The organism is Shinella agrisoli (genome assembly GCF_046557955.1).
In the GTDB taxonomy this organism is placed as follows: domain Bacteria; phylum Pseudomonadota; class Alphaproteobacteria; order Rhizobiales; family Rhizobiaceae; genus Shinella.
The window spans coordinates 36624-53495 of the sequence record NZ_JBJIEP010000001.1; the positions used below are offsets into that span (position 1 = coordinate 36624).

14 protein-coding genes are annotated in these 16872 nt (G+C 66.5%); 6 read left to right on the forward strand and 8 right to left on the reverse strand.

Annotated features, from left to right (window positions below):
* Nucleotides 1-170 precede the first annotated feature (170 nt).
* From ACIIOY_RS00175 to ACIIOY_RS00185, 3 genes are all read left to right on the forward strand, one after another.
* Nucleotides 171-992, forward strand: a complete 822-nt coding sequence (locus ACIIOY_RS00175) for a cyclase family protein (RefSeq protein WP_411032584.1) — start codon at nt 171-173, stop codon at nt 990-992.
* A gap of 49 nt (nt 993-1041) precedes the next feature.
* The gene (locus tag ACIIOY_RS00180; protein ID WP_411032585.1) at nt 1042-1455 is read left to right on the forward strand and encodes a carboxymuconolactone decarboxylase family protein; all 414 of its coding nucleotides are present in this window, start codon (nt 1042-1044) and stop codon (nt 1453-1455) included.
* Between the two features lie 103 nt (nt 1456-1558).
* Nucleotides 1559-4012, forward strand: coding sequence for an ATP-dependent helicase (locus tag ACIIOY_RS00185; RefSeq protein ID WP_411033034.1), 2454 nt, complete (start codon nt 1559-1561; stop codon nt 4010-4012).
* Nucleotides 4013-4035: 23 nt separating this feature from the next.
* Here the strand turns inward: ACIIOY_RS00185 and ACIIOY_RS00190 are convergent, their stop codons facing one another.
* The 3 genes from ACIIOY_RS00190 to ACIIOY_RS00200 all read right to left on the reverse strand — a co-directional run bounded on the left by ACIIOY_RS00190 (nt 4036) and on the right by ACIIOY_RS00200 (nt 7454).
* Nucleotides 4036-5226, reverse strand: coding sequence for a DUF2778 domain-containing protein (locus ACIIOY_RS00190; RefSeq protein ID WP_411032586.1), 1191 nt, complete (start codon nt 5224-5226; stop codon nt 4036-4038).
* A 252-nt stretch (nt 5227-5478) separates the two neighbouring features.
* Nucleotides 5479-6897 carry an amidase gene (locus tag ACIIOY_RS00195; RefSeq protein ID WP_411032587.1) on the reverse strand — a complete coding sequence of 473 codons (1419 nt, stop codon included), beginning with the start codon at nt 6895-6897 and terminating at the stop codon, nt 5479-5481.
* 65 nt (nt 6898-6962) lie between these two features.
* Nucleotides 6963-7454 carry an anthrone oxygenase family protein gene (locus ACIIOY_RS00200; RefSeq protein WP_411032588.1) on the reverse strand — a complete coding sequence of 164 codons (492 nt, stop codon included), beginning with the start codon at nt 7452-7454 and terminating at the stop codon, nt 6963-6965.
* Between the two features lie 198 nt (nt 7455-7652).
* Here ACIIOY_RS00200 and ACIIOY_RS00205 point away from each other — a divergent pair, with 198 nt between their 5' ends.
* The 3 genes from ACIIOY_RS00205 to ACIIOY_RS00215 all read left to right on the forward strand — a co-directional run bounded on the left by ACIIOY_RS00205 (nt 7653) and on the right by ACIIOY_RS00215 (nt 9486).
* Entirely contained in the window at nt 7653-8261 is a 609-nt protein-coding gene (locus ACIIOY_RS00205; protein WP_411032589.1) for a TetR/AcrR family transcriptional regulator, read from the forward strand.
* Nucleotides 8262-8364: 103 nt separating this feature from the next.
* Nucleotides 8365-9156: a DUF1194 domain-containing protein gene (locus ACIIOY_RS00210; RefSeq protein ID WP_411032590.1), complete on the forward strand. Its 792-nt coding sequence runs from the start codon at nt 8365-8367 to the stop codon at nt 9154-9156.
* A gap of 99 nt (nt 9157-9255) precedes the next feature.
* Complete coding sequence (locus ACIIOY_RS00215) at nt 9256-9486, forward strand: hypothetical protein (protein WP_411032591.1); 231 nt, start codon at nt 9256-9258, stop codon at nt 9484-9486.
* Between the two features lie 72 nt (nt 9487-9558).
* On the opposite strand, the gene ACIIOY_RS00220 is transcribed toward ACIIOY_RS00215, so the two are convergent.
* From ACIIOY_RS00220 to ACIIOY_RS00240, 5 genes are all read right to left on the reverse strand, one after another.
* On the reverse strand, nt 9559-10170 hold the full coding sequence (locus ACIIOY_RS00220) for a TetR family transcriptional regulator (RefSeq protein ID WP_411032592.1): 612 nt from the start codon (nt 10168-10170) through the stop codon (nt 9559-9561).
* Nucleotides 10171-10176: 6 nt separating this feature from the next.
* Nucleotides 10177-13311 carry a multidrug efflux RND transporter permease subunit gene (locus ACIIOY_RS00225; RefSeq protein WP_411032593.1) on the reverse strand — a complete coding sequence of 1045 codons (3135 nt, stop codon included), beginning with the start codon at nt 13309-13311 and terminating at the stop codon, nt 10177-10179.
* 11 nt (nt 13312-13322) lie between these two features.
* Nucleotides 13323-14612, reverse strand: coding sequence for an efflux RND transporter periplasmic adaptor subunit (locus ACIIOY_RS00230; protein WP_502226601.1), 1290 nt, complete (start codon nt 14610-14612; stop codon nt 13323-13325).
* Nucleotides 14613-14801: 189 nt separating this feature from the next.
* A complete protein-coding gene (locus ACIIOY_RS00235; RefSeq protein WP_411032595.1) occupies nt 14802-15803 on the reverse strand; it encodes an ABC transporter ATP-binding protein in 1002 nt (333 codons plus the stop codon).
* Between the two features lie 11 nt (nt 15804-15814).
* The gene (locus ACIIOY_RS00240) at nt 15815-16867 is read right to left on the reverse strand and encodes a Gfo/Idh/MocA family protein (RefSeq protein WP_411032596.1); all 1053 of its coding nucleotides are present in this window, start codon (nt 16865-16867) and stop codon (nt 15815-15817) included.
* Nucleotides 16868-16872: the final 5 nt, after the last annotated feature.

The following is a 16872-nucleotide window of genomic DNA, read 5'->3' on the forward strand; positions in this document are numbered from 1 at the left end:
TGTTACCGAAATGTAAGAAAAGGTGGAGAAATCTTTCCTCCTCGCCGCCCGCGCGAGCATAGGCGCACTCGACCCTCTCCCCGCTTGTGATAGCGTTTCAGACGGTCGGGAGACCGGCGCATCGTTTCGGAATTCTTTCATAAACGCATTGACCGACAGGGGGAAAAACCATGTGTGACGCCTGCGTTATCGAATCCGTCAAGAACGGCATGCTTTCGAGAAGGAGCTTTTTCCGGGCCGCCGCCGCGGGCGCCGCGACGGTAGCCGCCGCAAGCACCGGCGCCCTCAGCCCGGCCCTCGCCCAGGCGCCCTCGAAGGTGACGGACCTCACCCACGAACTCTACGAGGAATTCCCGACCTTCTTCGGCGAGCAGCAGTTCTTCCGCGAGCAGAAGTTCAACTACAAGGAACACACGTTCAACCTCTTCGAGCTGCGCGTGAACGAGCATACGGGCACGCATATCGATGCGCCGCTGCATTTCTCCGAGGACGGCAGAACGGTCGCCGAAATCCCGGTCGCCGACCTCATCGTGCCGCTTGCCGTCGTCGACATCCGCGGGAAGGCCGCGGAAAATCCGGACGCGCAGCTCACACCGGACGACATCAAGGCCTGGATCGCGGCCAATGGCGACCTGCCGGAAAAGGCCTGCGTGGCGCTGAATTCCGGCTGGGCCCGGCATCTCGGCACCGAGAAGTTCCGCAATGCCGACAGCGAGGGCAAGCTGCATTTCCCTGGCTTCCATGTCGAAGCCGTGCAGTACCTCGCGGAGAATTCCAGCGCCGTCGGCATCGCCGTCGATACGCTTTCCCTCGACCACGGGATCTCGCCGGATTTCGCCACGCATCACGCCTGGCTCTCCTCCGGCCATTGGGGGCTTGAAGGCGCGGCCAATCTGGACCAGCTTCCGGCGAAGGGCGCAACGCTCATCGTCGGCGCGCCCAAGGTGCGCGGCGGCACGGGTGGCCCCTCCCGCGTCTTCGCGCTGGTCTGAACCATGCCGGCCGGCGGCGAACCGCCGGCCCGTTCCCGAGGAGAAAACCATGAGCACCGTCAGGCCCGCCGACGACCTCGAAACCGATCCGCGCGTCAAGGCGGTGTTCGACGACATCCGCGCCACCCGCAAGTCGGATTTCGTCAACAACATGTGGCGCTACCTCGCCTTCGACCCGGCCTTGCTGGAACGCACCTGGAGCGAGGTCAAGGCGGTGATGGCGACGCCCTCGACGCTCGATCCGCTCGTCAAGGAAATGCTCTACATCGCCGTTTCGGTGACGAACGCGTGCAGCTATTGCGTCCATTCCCACACCGCCGCGGCGAGGGCCAGGGGCATGACGGATGCGCAATATGCCGAACTGCTCGCCATCGTCTCGCTCGCCGGCAAGACCAACCAGCTTGCCACCGCCCTGCAACTGCCCGTGGACGACGCCTTCGATGCGGATCGCGCGAAGGCCTGAACGGGCGGGACTTCCCGGAATCTTCAGGCCGATGTTCTCCCCTATGGAATAAAAGCAGAACGGAAAACTGGCCTTTCGGTCCCGAATCACTACATTGAGCCGCATGATCAGCGGTTACGACGACATTCCCTTCTTCGATGAGGATCCGCAGCTTTCCGGCAAGCCCGCCAAGCCGGCGGGCGGCGGCATCGCCGCACGCGCCATGGCGGCCCGCGACGCCCACCGCGCGCCGGACTACCTCGCCGGCCTCAACCCCGAGCAGCGCGAGGCCGTCGAAACGCTCGACGGCCCCGTCCTCGTGCTCGCCGGCGCCGGCACCGGCAAGACGCGCGTCCTGACCACCCGCATCGCCCATATCCTTGCGACCGGCCGGGCCTTCCCGAGCCAGATCCTCGCCGTGACCTTCACCAACAAGGCCGCGCGCGAGATGAAGGAACGCATCGGGCTCCTCGTCGGCGGCGCGGTCGAGGGCATGCCCTGGCTCGGCACCTTCCACTCGATCGGCGTGAAGCTCCTGCGCCGCCACGCCGAGCTCGTCGGCCTGAGGTCCGACTTCTCGATCCTCGACACCGACGATGTCGTGCGCCTGATCAAGCAGATCCTCCAGGCCGAAGGCATCGACGACAAGCGCTGGCCGGCAAAGCAGTTCGCCGGCATGATCGACACCTGGAAGAACAAGGGCCTAGACCCGGCGCAGATCCCGGAGGGCGACGCGCGGGCCTTTGCCAACGGCAAGGGCCGCGAGCTCTACGTCGCCTACCAGAACCGCCTGAAGACGCTGAACGCCTGCGATTTCGGCGACCTCCTGCTGCACCCGATCCGCATGTTCCGCGCCAATCCGGACGTGCTCGCCGAGTATCACCAGCGCTTCCGCTATATTCTCGTCGACGAGTATCAGGACACCAACACGGCGCAGTACATGTGGCTGCGCCTGCTCGCCCAGCGCCCGAAGGGCACGCCGCAGAACGTCTGCTGCGTCGGCGACGACGACCAGTCGATCTACGGCTGGCGCGGCGCGGAGGTGGACAACATCCTGCGTTTCGAGAAGGATTTTCCCGGCGCGAAGGTCATCAAACTGGAGCGCAACTATCGCTCGACGGCCCATATCCTCGGCGCCGCCGGCCACCTGATCGCGCACAACGAGGACCGGCTGGGAAAGACGCTCTTCACCGACCGGCTCGATCCCGACGACGACAAGGTGGTGGTGCACGCCGCCTGGGACTCGGAGGAAGAGGCCCGCGCCATCGGCGAGGAGATCGAGCAGCTCCAGCGCAAGACGCACAGGCTGAACGACATGGCGATCCTCGTGCGCGCCTCCTTCCAGATGCGCGAATTCGAAGACCGCTTCGTCACGCTCGGCCTCAACTACCGCGTCATCGGCGGCCCGCGCTTCTACGAACGGCTCGAGATCCGCGATGCCCTCGCCTATTTCCGCCTCGTCAGCCAGCCGGCCGACGACCTCGCCTTCGAGCGCATCGTCAACACGCCGAAGCGCGGCCTCGGCGACACCACGATCCGCGCGCTGCACGATTATGCCCGCGCCCGCGACATCCCCATGCTCGCGGCGGCGGCGGACATCATCGAGACGGACGAGCTGAAGCCCAAGGCGCGCAAGGCGCTCTTCGACGTCGTCACCGATTTCCGCCGCTGGCAATCGCTCCTGGAGACGACGCCGCACACCGAGCTTGCCGAGCAGATCCTCGACGAGAGCGGCTACACCGCGATGTGGCAGGCCGACAAGTCGGCCGAAGCGCCGGGGCGGCTCGAAAACCTGAAGGAGCTCATCCGCTCGATGGAGGCCTTCGAATCGATGCGCGGCTTCCTGGAGCACGTCTCGCTCGTCATGGACACCGAGCAGAACGAGAACCTCGATGCCGTCTCGATCATGACGCTGCATTCGGCCAAGGGGCTCGAATTCGAGACCGTCTTCCTGCCCGGCTGGGAGGAAGGGCTTTTACCGCATCAGCGCTCCCTCGACGAGGGAGGCCGCGCCGGCCTGGAGGAGGAACGCCGCCTCGCCTATGTCGGCATCACGCGGGCAAAACGCCGCTGCCACATCTGGTTCGTCTCGAACCGCCGCATCCACGGCCTGTGGCAGTCGACGCTGCCCTCCCGCTTCCTCGACGAACTGCCGGAAAGCCATGTGGAAGTGGCGGAGGTGGAGCAGTCCTACGGCGGTTACGGCCGCGGCGGCTACGGCCAGTCGCGCTTCGACAAGCAGGAGCCGTTCCAGAACGCCTATTCGACGCCCGGCTGGCGCCGCGCCCAGGCGAACCGCACCGAGGCCACGCGCGACAACTGGGGCTCACGCTCCGGCCACGCCGTCGAGCGCATCGGCTACGGCGAGAGCGGCCCGCGCGCCCGCACGATCGAAGGAGAGCTCGTCGCCAAGTCGACGATGAGCGAGCCGTCGAAGTTCTCGATCGGCGACCGGGTCTTCCACCTGAAATTCGGCAACGGCAACGTGGCGGCGATCGAGGGCAACAAGCTGACGATCGATTTCGACCGCGCCGGCCAGAAGCGCGTGCTGGACGGCTTCGTCGAGCGGGTTTCCTGACGAAACGGCGGCCCCGCGCCCTATCAGGCGCCGGCCTTGCGGTAGAGCGCGGCGATCCGCGTGCGCGAGGACGGCATTTCCGGCACCACGATCATCATGGTGATATGGCCGCGCTTGAAGGCCTTCAGGAACGGCTCGTAGTTCTGGAAGGCGACGCAGCCGTGCGAGCCCTTCTGGCCACGCAGGAGGTTGGTGTGCGTGAGCAGGCCGGTGCGGTTCTTCGGGTCGCGTCCGTCGACCGAGAGCATGCGGATCGCCTCGACGCCGTGGAAGCGGCGTTCGCGCATCTTCAGGCGATAGATGCCGGCCGGCGTCGGGCCCTTCATCTTGACATGCTCGTAGCGCGGATTGTCGCGCATGTGGCCGATGCCGGAATGGGCGCGCAGCTTCGTGCCGTCGGGCATGTAGACCGTCGCGTTGGAGACGTCGTAGATCGCGACCTTCGTGCCCCTGCCCGGCCAGCCGGTGCCGCCCTTGCCCTTGAACAGGTCGCCGAAGAGCGAACGGTCGGGCTTGGCGAAGGCGACGTCTTCCCTGTCGTCCTTCTTTTCGCGCCGGGTGCGGGCGACCGGCTTTTCCTCTTCCGCCGGCTTGCGCTCGATGGCGACGGTCTCGAGCGCCGGCTTGGCCTCGGGCAGCGGAATCTGGCTGAGGATGTTGTCCTCTTCCGCCTCCGGCTTCTTCATGACGAGGCCGAAGGGCTGGACGTCCTTGCGGGCGGAAACGTCCTCGACCAGCGCGGTCACCATGGCCGGCTGGCCGGTGATCGCCTTTTCCTTCTCGACGGCGCGCTCGGCGCGGGCGAAGGCGGCCTCGATCATCAGGGCCTTGGCCTTCTCGCGCCTGACGGCGGAGGCGAGCTGGACGGAAATCTTGCGCTGGTGGGCGGCCTGGATCGCGTCGGCCGTCAGCTGCCTCTGGCGGATCTCGCTTTGCGAGGGCTTGGAGAGGCGCGAGAACTTCGCGACCTTCACCATGCGCTCGGCACGGTGCTTTTCCCCCGCGACGGGATTGAGGCTGAGGGAAGCGGCAATGCTCTTCCTGCCTTCGGACAGCGAGGCGGCGGCCTCCTGCATCGCGCCGAGCGTGGAGACGACCGCCCAGGCGGACCCGGCGATGACGCCGCAGGCAAGCAATGCGCTGAGAAGGACACCCCCGGAACGGCCCCGGCGGGATTTCGACGCGGAACGCGCGCACTCGTATGCAGACGCCATGATACTCGTTACCCGATACTCGTTACTCGACGCGGCCGCGGAAGAGACGCTCCGAAAGCCGTTGTGCTGACGGCGGGCGGAACCATGCGTCCCGAGCCTCTGCCGAACGAGCAAAGAATGACGAAATATGGTAAGCAATTCCTTTACGGCGCCTCGTGTTTTTGAAGGAGTCCGCCGGGCGGTCCTCGACACCCGGCAAAGGTGTGCCTGTCAGAAGAATGCGGCGCTCGCGTGTCCGAAAGGCGGGCCTCACTAGAATTGGGGATGCCGGTCGAGCCAGCCGGTGGCCTTTTCATAGGCTGCCGCCGCCGCGAGCACGTCGCGGTCGGCCCGCGGGCGGCCGATGATCTGGATGCCGGCGGGCAATCCGTTCGCGCCGAAACCGGCCGGCACGGCGGCGACGGGAAGGCCCGCGAGCGTCGGCCCGATCACCACCTCCATCCAGCGGTGATAGGTATCCATCGCCCGCCCGGCGATTTCCTTCGGCCAGTCGAGCGCGGCATCGAAGGGGAAGACCTGGGCGGAGGGCAGGATCAGGAAATCGTAGCGCTCGAACAGGCCCGCGACATGGCGGTACCAGTCGCTCCGCCCGAGCGAGGCGGCATGGACCTCCGCCGCCGACAGGCCGCGGCCGTTCTCGATCTCCCAGATCATCTCCGGCTTCATGCGCGCCCGCCGGGCCGGATCGTCGTAATCCGCCGCCTGCGCATTCGCGACGAGGAAATGGCGGAGGGTGCGCCAGGTCTGCCAGAGCCGCGCCATGTCGAAGCCCGGAGCCACATCCTCCACGGCGCGTCCGAGCCGCCGGAAGACCTCGAGCGACGTGCGGCAAAGCTCCAGCACGCCCGGCTCGAAGGGGAGGTGGCCGCCGAAATCGCCGAGCCAGCCGATGCGGGCACCGGAAAGGTCCCGGTCCATGTCCACCGAAAGGTCCTCGTCGGCAAGCGACAACGGATCACGCGGATCGTGGCCCGCCTGCGTCGCAAGAAGCGCGGCGACATCGGCGACGGTGCGCCCCATCGGGCCGTTGACGGCGAGCTGGCCGAGGAAGAGCTCGTTGCCGAGCGAGGGCACCCGGCCGAAGGACGGGCGGAAGCCGACCACATTGTTGAAGCCGGCGGGATTGCGCAGCGAGCCCATCATGTCGCTGCCGTCGGCGACCGGCAGCAGCCGCGCCGCCAGCGCCGCCGCCGCGCCGCCGGAGGAGCCGCCGGCGCTCTTGTCCGTATCGTAGGGATTGCGCGTCACGCCGAAGACGGGGTTGTAGCTGTGCGAGCCGAGGCCCATTTCCGGCGCATTGGTCTTGCCGATGATGATGGCGCCGGCCGCGCGGATGCGCTCGACATGGATGTCGTCGTAGTCCGGCACGAAATCCGCATAGTTGGCCGAGCCGAAGGTGCAAGGGATGCCCCTTGCCTCGGAAAGGTCCTTCACCGCAAAAGGCATCCCGTGCAGCCAGCCGCGATGCTCTCCCGCCGCAAGAGCCCGGTCGGCCGCCTCCGCTTCGGCAAGGAGGTCTTCGGCGGGGCGGAGGCTGACGATGGCGTTGATGCGCGGGTTGACCGCCTCGATCCGCGAAAGATAGGCCGCCATGACGCTCCTGCAGTCGAGCCGGCGCCCGGAGATGGCGGCGGAAAGGGCAAGGGCGGAAAGATCGGTTATGTCCTGCAAGGGCGGCTCCGGCAATCGTCTGATGCAAGAGCTAGCAGGCCGGGCCGGCAAGCGCCAGCCCGGCCTCAGCCGAACGGGACGCCCTGGCGGAAGGTGAGCGCGAAGAGGCCGGTAGCGGCGAGCGAACCGAACGTGCGCACATGGTTCCACATCGTCCAGACGGCAAGGTAACGCTGCCAGAGCGCGGCCTGCTCCGGGCTTCCAACAGGCGCGGCAGCGAGCGCATCGTTGAGCGGGACATTGACGACGATCGTCACGCCGATGACGGCGGCGAGGAAGACGATGCCGCCCGCCGCCGCCGACATCCCGCCGGAGCCGCCCTGCATGAAACCGATGACGGCAAGCGCCAGGGACAGCAACGCACCGCCGAAGAAGGCCGAAAAGAACCAGGGATTCTGGATGACGGCATTGATGGCGTTCATCGCCGCCGCGCCCTCGGCGGGCGGAAGGCGCGCGAAGGCGGCCATGATGCAGACCGAGAAGATGAAGAAGAGGCCCGCGTTGAGCGCCGTCGCAAGGACGGCGAGGAAGGCGAGGACCGGAAACACGCTCGCCATGGTCAGGCCCTCCAGAAGCCGGTTTCGCGCGGCGGCTGGACAAGAAGACGTTCGAGATCGTTGCCGCGCGTCCCGTTCCGCCCGTCGGGCATGATGCGTTCATCCGTCATGGCCTTACCTCCAAAAAATGAGTATTCCTCATATTTGCAAAATGTGAGGAATGCTCGTATTTGTCAAGCGTATCCAGGATAGAACGCGATGAACGACACGCAGATGCGCCGCGCGCCGACCCAGAAACGCAGCCGCGAACGGGTGGACGCGATCCTTTCCAAGGCGGCGGAAATGATTGCCGAAGCGGGCAGCGATGCCCTGCGCATGAGCGAGCTTGCCCAGCGCACGGGCATTTCGATCGGCTCGCTCTACCAGTATTTTCCCGACAAGAGCGCGATCGTGCATGCGCTCGCCGAGCGCTGCAACGAGGCGAGCCGCGCCTGCATCGCCGAAGGCCTGTCCGCCGTCGACGCCATGGACGATCTCGGCAACGCCTTCGGCGCGCTGGTCGACACCTATTACGCGATCTTCCGCGCCGAGCCGGTGATCCGCGACATCTGGTCGGCGGTGCAGGCCGACGGCGCGCTGCGCGCCATGGAAGTGGAGGAAAGCCGCCGCAACGGCGACCTGCTCGCCGCGCGGCTGAAAGCGCTTCGGCCGGACGCGGACGCCGCGGGCATCGACGCGGCGGCGCTCCTCGTCATGCATCTCGGGGAGGCGACCATGCGGCTCGCCGTCTCGGTGGGGCGGGCAGAGGGCGACGCGCTGGTGGAGGCCTACAAGCGGATGGCGATCCGCGAGCTGACGGCGCCGTAGCGGGCTGCCGCCCCTCATCACCGATTTTTGAAGACCGCATCCCCTTTCCCTCCGCCTGCCGTGGTACATTTTCCAACGCGATGTGCACGGATGGGTGACGGCCATGCTGACGACGCTTGCCTTGCTGATGAGCCTGACGGCGGCCGGCGCCGAGATCGCCGCCTCCGACCAGGAGGTCGACGTGGAGCTGGTGCTCGCGGTCGACGTCTCCGGCTCCATGGATCTCGAGGAGGCCGAGGTCCAGCGCGCCGGCTATGTGGATGCGCTGCGCCATCCCGATTTCATCAATGCCGTGCGCGACGGGCTGACCGGCCGCATCGCCATCAGCTATTTCGAATGGGCCGGCACGATCCGCGACAGCTCCCACATCCCGTGGCAGGTCATTTCCGGGCCGGAGGATGCCAACGCCTTTGCCGCGCTGCTCGAGGCCCGCCCGATCTCCACCCGGCGCGGCACGTCGATCTCCGGCGCCATCGCCTACGGCGCAAAGCTCTTCGACGCCAACGGCTATTCGGGCATGCGGCGCGTCATCGACATCTCCGGCGACGGCCCGAACAATTTCGGCGCGCCCGTGACGCCGGCACGCGACGCGGCGACGTCGCTCGGCATCATCATCAACGGCCTTGCCATCATGATCCGGCCGTCCGCGGCCTTCGGCTCGCTCGACGACTACTATTCCAACTGCGTGATCGGCGGCCCGGGCGCCTTCGTGCTGCCCGTGCAGGAGCCGGAGGATTTTTCCATCGCCATCCGCCGCAAGCTGATCCTCGAGGTCAGCGGCGCCGAGCCTCCCGCCCGCGTGGTCCGCACCGCCGGCGAGGCGGTCGACTGCATGATCGGCGAGAAGCTGAGGCCGAGCTACATGGAACGCTACTACCCCGAACTCGACAAATAGCGGCCTGTTCCCCCAGAAACAGCGCTGCCCGGTCCCTCCTGCGACAGTGATCCTACTGGATGAAATGGTTCATCCATTCACTGGAAGAGGAGACCTGAAATGCGCAAGTTCATCATGTCTGCCGTTGTCGCGACCGTCGCGGCGGTATCCTTCGCAGCCCCCTCGCAGGCCGGCGGCTTTTATTTCGGCATCGGCCACGGCTGGGGCGGCCATCACCACGGCTATGTCAGCCACTATTACGGCCACCACCGCCACTGCTTCTGGAAGAAGATCAAGCGCTACAACAAGTGGGGCCATCTCGTCGTCAAGCGCGTGAAGGTCTGCCGCTAGGCTCTGCCCGCACCATGTTTTCGCCGAGAAGCACCCTGCCCCGGCCGTCCTGCGGCCGGGGTTTGCCGTGCCTTACTGCGTCGCGAAGCTGCGGAAAAGGCGGCGCAAGGCCTCCTTGCCCTCGCTGGCGAGGTCGAACCTGCGGCCGAACAGCAGCCATTCCGAGCAGAGCCCCTTGATGACCCAGCGCAGCATGGAGGCCGCCGAGCGCGGCGTCCAGCAGGCGCAGAGCTTGCCCTGGTTGCACGCCTTGGCGAAAGCCGCCTCCAGCGCCTGCATGTGCTCGTCGTCTATATCGTTCTGGCGCTCCGAGATGCGGGCGAATTCGCCGGTGGTGTCGCAGCGCAGCAGGATCGAGAGGATACGCTGGCGATGCTCGTCCTCGGCGAGCAGCTCGATCCATTCCTTGCCGACCCTTTCGAGCACGCCGAGCACATCGGCGTTTTCCGCTTCCAGCTCGCGGGCGATCAGGTCCTCCTGCGGCAGGGGAAGCGAGTTGTAGAGCTCCAGCACCAGATCCGCCCGGTTGGCGAAGTGCCAGTAGATGGCGCCGCGGGTTACCCCCGCGGCCCGCGCCACATCCTCCATCGAGGCATGGGCGACACCCTTCTCGTAGAAGACCCGCTCGGCCGCCAGCAGGATCTGCTGGCGGGTTTCCTTGGCCTCTGCCTTGGTCCGGCGCATGGCGGCCTACTCCGCCGGGCTTGCCGCCGGAGCCGGCTCCTCCTTCTTTCTGCCGTAGCCGAACAGCTTCATCACGAAGACGAAGAAGACCGGCACGAAGAAGATCGCGAGCACGGTGGCGGTGATCATGCCGCCCATGACGCCGGTACCGATGGCGCGCTGGGAGCCGGAGCTTGCGCCCGTCGCGATCGCGAGCGGCAGGACGCCGAGCGTGAAGGCGAGCGAGGTCATCAGGATCGGCCGGAAGCGCAGGTGGCAGGCCTCGATGGTCGCGTCGATCAGCGACTTGCCGTCCGCCATCAGCTCCTTGGCGAACTCGATGATCAGGATCGCGTTCTTCGCCGAAAGGCCGATGATCGCGATCAGGCCCACCTTGAAGTACACGTCGTTCGACATGTCGCGGAGCGTCACGGCGATGACCGCGCCGATGACGCCGAGCGGCACGACGAGGATGACCGCGAAGGGGATCGACCAGCTCTCGTAGAGCGCCGCGAGGCAGAGGAACACCAGAAGGCAGGAGAGGCCGATGAGGATCGGCGCCTGCGAGCCGGACTGGATTTCCTGCAGCGACTGGCCGGTCCACTCGTAGCCGAAGCCCGGCGGCAGCTGGGCGGCAAGCCGCTCCATCTCCGTAATGGCATCACCCGTCGAGAAGCCCGGCTTCGTATCGCCGCTGAGGCGGATGGAGGGATAGCCGTTGTAGCCCACCGTCTGCGTCGGCGCCTTGACCCATTCCGCGGTCGCGAAAGCCGAGATCGGCACCATGCCGCCCTTGGAATTGCGGACGTTCAGGTTGAGCAGGTCCGCCACCTGCATGCGCTCGCTCTGATCGGCCTGCACCGTCACGCGCTGCATGCGCCCGGAATTCGGGAAGTCGTTGACGTAGGTCGAGCCGAGGTTCGTCGAGATCGTCGAATTGATGTCGGCGAAGGTCACCCCGAAGGTGTTCGCCTTCTCGCGGTCGATCACGATGTTGACCTGGGCCGCATCCGGCATGCCGTCGAAGCGCACGCCGGTGACGACATTGCTCTGGGCGGCAAGGCCGAGAAGCTGGTCGCGCGCGGCGGCAAGCGCCTCGGCGCCGAGGCCGGCGCGGTCCTGCAGGCGGAACGAGAAGCCGCCCGTCGTGCCGAGGCCCTGGATCGGCGGCGGCGACAGCGCGAAGCTGATCGCATCCTTGATCTGGCTCATGGCCATGGTGGCGCGCCCGGCGATCGCCTGGGCGGCGTTTTCCGGTCCGCGCTCGGACCAGTCCTTCAGCGTCACGAAGGCAAGGCCGGCGTTCTGGCCGGCACCGAAGAAGGAGAAGCCGTTGATGCCGACGATGGTGTCGACCGCCGGCTCCTGGCCGAAGATCTTCTCGGTCTGCGCGAGCACCTCGTCCGTCCGGTGGCCCGTCGCCTCCGAAGGCAGCTGCATCATGACGATGACGAAGCCCTGGTCCTCGTCCGGCAGGAACGAGGACGGCAGCTTCATGAACATGTAGCCGAGGCCCGCCAGGATCGCGAGGTAGATCACCATGACACGGCCGGTGCGGCGGATCAGCCAGCTGACGCTTCCGCTGTATTTCCTCGACGTCCGGTCGAAGTTGCGGTTGAACCAGCCGAAGAAGCCGCGCTTGGCGTGATGGTGCCCCTTGGGAACCTGCTTGAGGAAGCTGCCGGCGAGCGCCGGCGTCAGCGACAGCGCGAGGAAGGCCGAGAACAGGATCGAGACCACCATCGTCAGCGAGAACTGCTGGTAGATGACGCCGACCGCGCCGGGGAAGAAGCCCATCGGGATGAACACCGAGGCGAGCACCAGCGTGATGCCGATGACGGCGCCGGTGATCTGCTTCATCGCCTTGCGGGTCGCCTCCTTCGGCGGCAGCCCCTCCTCCGACATGATGCGCTCGACGTTCTCGACGACGATGATCGCGTCGTCCACCAGGATGCCGATGGCGAGCACCATGGCGAACATGGTGAGCACGTTGATCGAGAAGCCCATGGCGAGCATCACGGCGCAGGTGCCGAGCAGCGCGACGGGCACGACGAGCGTCGGGATGATCGTGTAGCGGATGTTCTGCAGGAACAGGAACATCACCAGGAACACGAGGCCGACGGCTTCGAGCAGCGTATGCAGAACCTTTTCGATCGACACCTTCACGAAGGGCGAGGTGTCGTAGGGGATCGAGTATTCGAGGCCCGGCGGGAAGAACTTTGCCAGTTCGTCCATACGCGCCTTGATCGCTTCCGACGTCGCCATGGCGTTGCCGGTGGGCGAAAGCTGCACGCCGATGGCCGCCGACGGCTGGCCGTTGAGGCGGGTCGAGAACGCGTAGGTCTCGCCGCCAACCTCGACATGCGCGACGTCGCGCAGGCGCACGGCCGAGCCGTCCGCATTGGCGCGCAGCACGATGGCGCCGAACTCTTCCGGCGTCGTCAGCTGGCCCTTGATGTTGACGGGCGCGGCGATCTGCTGGGTGATCGGGTTCGGCTGGGCGCCGATGCTGCCGGCCGCGATCTGCGCGTTCTGCGCCTGCACGGCGGCGGTGACGTCCGCGGCCGTGAGGTTGAGGCCGAGCATCTTGGCCGGATCGAGCCAGATGCGCATGGAGCGCTGCGTCGCGAAGAGCTGCGCGCGGCCGACGCCGGGCACGCGCTGGATCTCCGAGAGGATGTTGCGGTTGAGGTAGTCGCCGAGGCTGATGGCGTCCATCGAGCCGTCGGTCGAGGTCAGCGAGACGATCAACAGGAAGCCGGAGCCTGCCTCCTCCACCTGCACGCCCTGGCGGCGCACGGAATCGGGAAGGCGCGGCTCGACGCGGCTGATGCGGTTCTGCACGTCCACCGAGGCCTGGCTCGGATCCGTACCCGGCGCGAAGGTGATGTTGATGTCGGCGGAACCGGAGGCGCTGGAGGTCGACTCGAAATAGAGCATGCCCTCGACGCCGTTCAGCTCGTCCTCGATGAGCTTGGTGACGCTCTGGTAGGTGTCCTGCGAGGACGCGCCGGCATAGGACGTCGATACCGAAATCTGCGGCGGAGCCACGTCCGGATATTGCGCGATCGGCAGAAGCGGGATGGAGATGGCGCCGGCGATCATGATGAAGATCGCGACGACCCAGGCGAAAATCGGCCTGTCGATGAAGAAACTGGGCATCGTCCGGATCCTTACTTTGCCTGCTCGGTCTTGGCGGCATCCTCGCCGCCCTCGGTCTTGCCGCCCTCGCCGGTCTGGGCCGCGCCCTCCCCGCCTTCGGCCTTGCCGCCCTCGGCAGCCGCTTCACCGCCTTCGGCGGCCGGAGTCTGGGCCTTCGCCGCCGCATTGGGGTCCCATTCGGAAGGAACGACCTCGCCGCCCGGCTGCACCTTCTGGAAGCCTTCGACGATGATCTTCTCGCCGTCCTTCAGGCCGTCCGTGATGACCCAGCGCGTGCCGGCGGCGCGGCCGACGCGGACGGGACGGGTGCCGGCCTTGTTGTCGGCGCTGACGACATAGACGAGCGCGCTGCCCGACGCGTCGCGCTGCACGGCCTGCTGCGGCACGAGAACCGCGCCCTTCTCGATGCCCTGCTCGATCTGCACGCGCACATACATGCCCGGCAGGAGGTCGCCGTCCGGGTTCGGGAACTCGCCGCGCAGCGTCACCTGGCCGGTCGATTCGTCGACGGCCGCTTCGGAGAAGAGCAGCTTGCCCGGATGCGGATAGGGCGAGCCGTCGTCGAGCACCAGCTTGACGTCGGCCGAATTGTTGTCGGCCATCAGGTCGCCGTCCTCGAGCGCCTTGCGCAGGCGGATGAGGTCGGTCGCCGACTGGGTGAAGTCGGCATAGACCGGGTCGAGCTGCTGGATCGTCGCGAGGTTTTCCGTGCCGTTGGCCGAGACCAGCGCGCCCTCGGTGATGAGCGCGCGGCCGATGCGTCCGCTGATCGGCGCCTTGACCTCGGTGTATTCGAGGTTGAGCTTGGCCGTCGCGAGGCCCGCTTCGGCGATCGCCACATCGGCATCGGCCTGCGCCAGCTTGGCGACGGCATCGTCATAGGCCTGCGCGGAAGAAACGTTGGACTTGCGGAGCTGCTCCTGGCGCTCGGTCTCCACCCTCGCCTGGGCCTGCACGGCCTTGGCGCGGCGCAGCGTCGCCTCGGCGCTGTCGACCTGCACCTGGAAGGACGCCGGATCGATGCGGTAAAGCACATCGCCTTCCTTGACCTGCGAGCCCTGCTCGAAAACCCGTTCGATGACGATGCCGGAAGCGCGCGGACGAACCTCCGCGATGCGGGTCGCGGCGATGCGGCCCGGCAGGTCGTTGGTGATCGGCACATCCTCGGCCTTCACCGTGATGACGGCCACCTGCGGCGGCGGAAAGGCAAAGCCGCCCTGCTGCGCCTGTTCATCCTGACAGCCGGCGAGGATCATGAGGGCGCCAAAGGTCGCAATCGAAATCGGTCTCGTGAAACGCATGGGTTCTTCCATAAGCGATGCCGGCTAAGGGGCGGCAGGGTGCTGAAAACGAGTCGATGCGGTGATCGGAAGACCACCGCATCGCAACATACAAACAAGGCTGTATGTTAATTCCTGGCTTTTGACAATCGCCTATCGCCGCGACGGGGACCGCAATCGGCCCCCTTCACGGAATTGTGATGAGGGGCCTCAACGTATCGCTTGTCCGTCCGCATCGAAACGATGGGTCTGGCCGGCCGCGGGCGTCGCGAAGACCACGTCGTCGGGCGCATAGTGATGCTCGCCGAACAGGCGCACGGTGATCGTACCCACCTTGTCCGATTCGAGATAGACGATCGTGTCGGCGCCGAGATGTTCGACATGCACGACCTTGCCCTGCCATTCGCCGCCGTCGCGCGACAGCGTGATGTGCTCCGGACGCACGCCGAGGGTCTTCGCACCGCCAACGCCGACACGGGCCGCATCGATGAAGTTCATGGCCGGCGAGCCGATGAAGCCGGCGACGAAGAGGTTGGCCGGCCGGTTGTAGAGCTCCATCGGCGAGCCGACCTGCTGGATGACGCCGCCGTCGAGCACCACGATCTTGTCCGCCAGCGTCATCGCCTCGACCTGGTCGTGCGTGACGTAGATCATGGTCGCCTTCAGCTGGCGGTGCAGCCGGGCGATCTCCAGGCGGGTATTGACGCGCAGCGCCGCATCGAGGTTGGAGAGCGGTTCGTCGAAGAGGAACAGCTTCGGCTCGCGCACGATGGCGCGGCCTATGGCGACGCGCTGGCGCTGGCCGCCGGAAAGCTCCGCCGGGCGCCGGGCGAGGTACTTTTCCAGCGACAGCATGGCCGAAGCCTTGGCGACGCGCTTTTCGATCTCCGCCTTGGGCGCGCCCGCCTGCTTGAGGCCGAGGCCCATATTGTCCTTGACCGACAGGTGCGGATAGAGCGCGTAGGACTGGAACACCATGGCGATGCCCCGCTTGGCCGGCGGCACCGTCGCCACTTCCGCCCCGTCGATGCTGATCGAGCCGGACGTGGCGTCCTCGAGGCCGGCGATGATGCGCAGCAGCGTGGACTTGCCGCAGCCCGAGGGCCCGACGAAGATGACGAACTCGCCGTCCTTCACGTCGAGATCGATGCCCTTGATCACATCGACGGTGCCGAAGGACTTGCGTACGGATTTGAGTTGAAGAGAGCCCAACGGTATCCCCTTTAAAGCTTGACCGGCTGGCCGGTTCTGACACTTTCATCGGCCGCAAGGCAGATCTTCAGCGACTGCACCGCGTCGTCCATGTGCCGTGAAAGATCGATGTCCTCACGGATCGCCTTCAGCACGAAGGCCTGCTCGCGCTCGCAGAGCTCCTGATGGCCGGGCTCGCCCGCCATCTTCAGGTCCTCGTCGGGCGTCAGGAACGCGCCGTCGGGGCCGGTGGCCGCGCTGTGCAGGCGGATGACCGCCGTCTTGGTGTGGGTGTCGATGTCGTCCGACCGGGCGTTCGGGTCCATGACGATCGAGACCGACCCGTTCGGCGACATGACGTCCTTCACGAAGAAGGCCGTTTCCGAGATCATCGGCCCCCAGCCGGCCTCGTACCAGCCGAGCGAACCGTCGTCGAAGAGCACCTGGAGATGGCCGTAGTTGTACATGTCCGGCGCGATCTCGCCGGACAGGCGCAGGCCCATGCCGCGCACCTCGACGGGCTTGGCGTCGGTGATCTGGCACATCACGTCGACATAGTGCACGCCGCAATCGACGATCGGCGGCGTCGTCTGCATCAGCGCCTTGTGCGTCGCCCAGGTCGGCCCGCTCGACTGCTGGTTCAGGTTCATGCGGAAGACATACGGCCCGCCGAGCTTGCGCGCCTCCTCGATGAGCCGCATCCACGAGGGATGGTGGCGCAGGATATAGCCGACGACGAGCTTGCGGCCGTTCGCCCTGGCGCAGGCGACCACCCGCTCGGCGTCCGCCACCGTGGTCGCCAGCGGCTTTTCCACGAAGACGTGGGCGCCCGCCTCCATCGCCGCGACCGCATAGTCGGCATGGCTGTCCGAATAGGTGTTGATCGAGCACAGCTCCGGCTTCAGTTCCTTCAGCGCCTCCGGGAAGGACGGAAGGATCTCGTAGCCTTCCAGGCCTTCCGGGACCGGGACCTTCGAGCGGTTGACGAGCCCGACGATCGCAAAGCCCGGATTCCGGTGATAGGCGAGCGCATGGCTCCTGCCCATGTTGCCGAGGCCGGCGGAAAGGACGCGGATGGGGGTCATGGCTG

Excerpts from the sequence above, each read along its gene's own strand:
- ACIIOY_RS00240 (WP_411032596.1), bottom strand. The coding sequence starts at position 16,867 with ATGACCCCCATCCGCGTCCTTTCCGCCGGCCTCGGCAACATGGGCAGG.
- ACIIOY_RS00220 (WP_411032592.1), bottom strand. The coding sequence starts at position 10,170 with ATGCGCCGGACCAAGGCAGAGGCCAAGGAAACCCGCCAGCAGATCCTG.
- ACIIOY_RS00210 (WP_411032590.1), top strand. The coding sequence starts at position 8,365 with ATGCTGACGACGCTTGCCTTGCTGATGAGCCTGACGGCGGCCGGCGCC.
- ACIIOY_RS00205 (WP_411032589.1), top strand. The coding sequence starts at position 7,653 with ATGAACGACACGCAGATGCGCCGCGCGCCGACCCAGAAACGCAGCCGC.
- ACIIOY_RS00225 (WP_411032593.1), bottom strand. The coding sequence starts at position 13,311 with ATGCCCAGTTTCTTCATCGACAGGCCGATTTTCGCCTGGGTCGTCGCG.
- ACIIOY_RS00200 (WP_411032588.1), bottom strand. The coding sequence starts at position 7,454 with ATGGCGAGCGTGTTTCCGGTCCTCGCCTTCCTCGCCGTCCTTGCGACG.
- ACIIOY_RS00230 (WP_502226601.1), bottom strand. The coding sequence starts at position 14,612 with ATGCGTTTCACGAGACCGATTTCGATTGCGACCTTTGGCGCCCTCATG.
- ACIIOY_RS00190 (WP_411032586.1), bottom strand. The coding sequence starts at position 5,226 with ATGGCGTCTGCATACGAGTGCGCGCGTTCCGCGTCGAAATCCCGCCGG.
- ACIIOY_RS00185 (WP_411033034.1), top strand. The coding sequence starts at position 1,559 with ATGATCAGCGGTTACGACGACATTCCCTTCTTCGATGAGGATCCGCAG.
- ACIIOY_RS00175 (WP_411032584.1), top strand. The coding sequence starts at position 171 with ATGTGTGACGCCTGCGTTATCGAATCCGTCAAGAACGGCATGCTTTCG.
- ACIIOY_RS00215 (WP_411032591.1), top strand. The coding sequence starts at position 9,256 with ATGCGCAAGTTCATCATGTCTGCCGTTGTCGCGACCGTCGCGGCGGTA.
- ACIIOY_RS00180 (WP_411032585.1), top strand. The coding sequence starts at position 1,042 with ATGAGCACCGTCAGGCCCGCCGACGACCTCGAAACCGATCCGCGCGTC.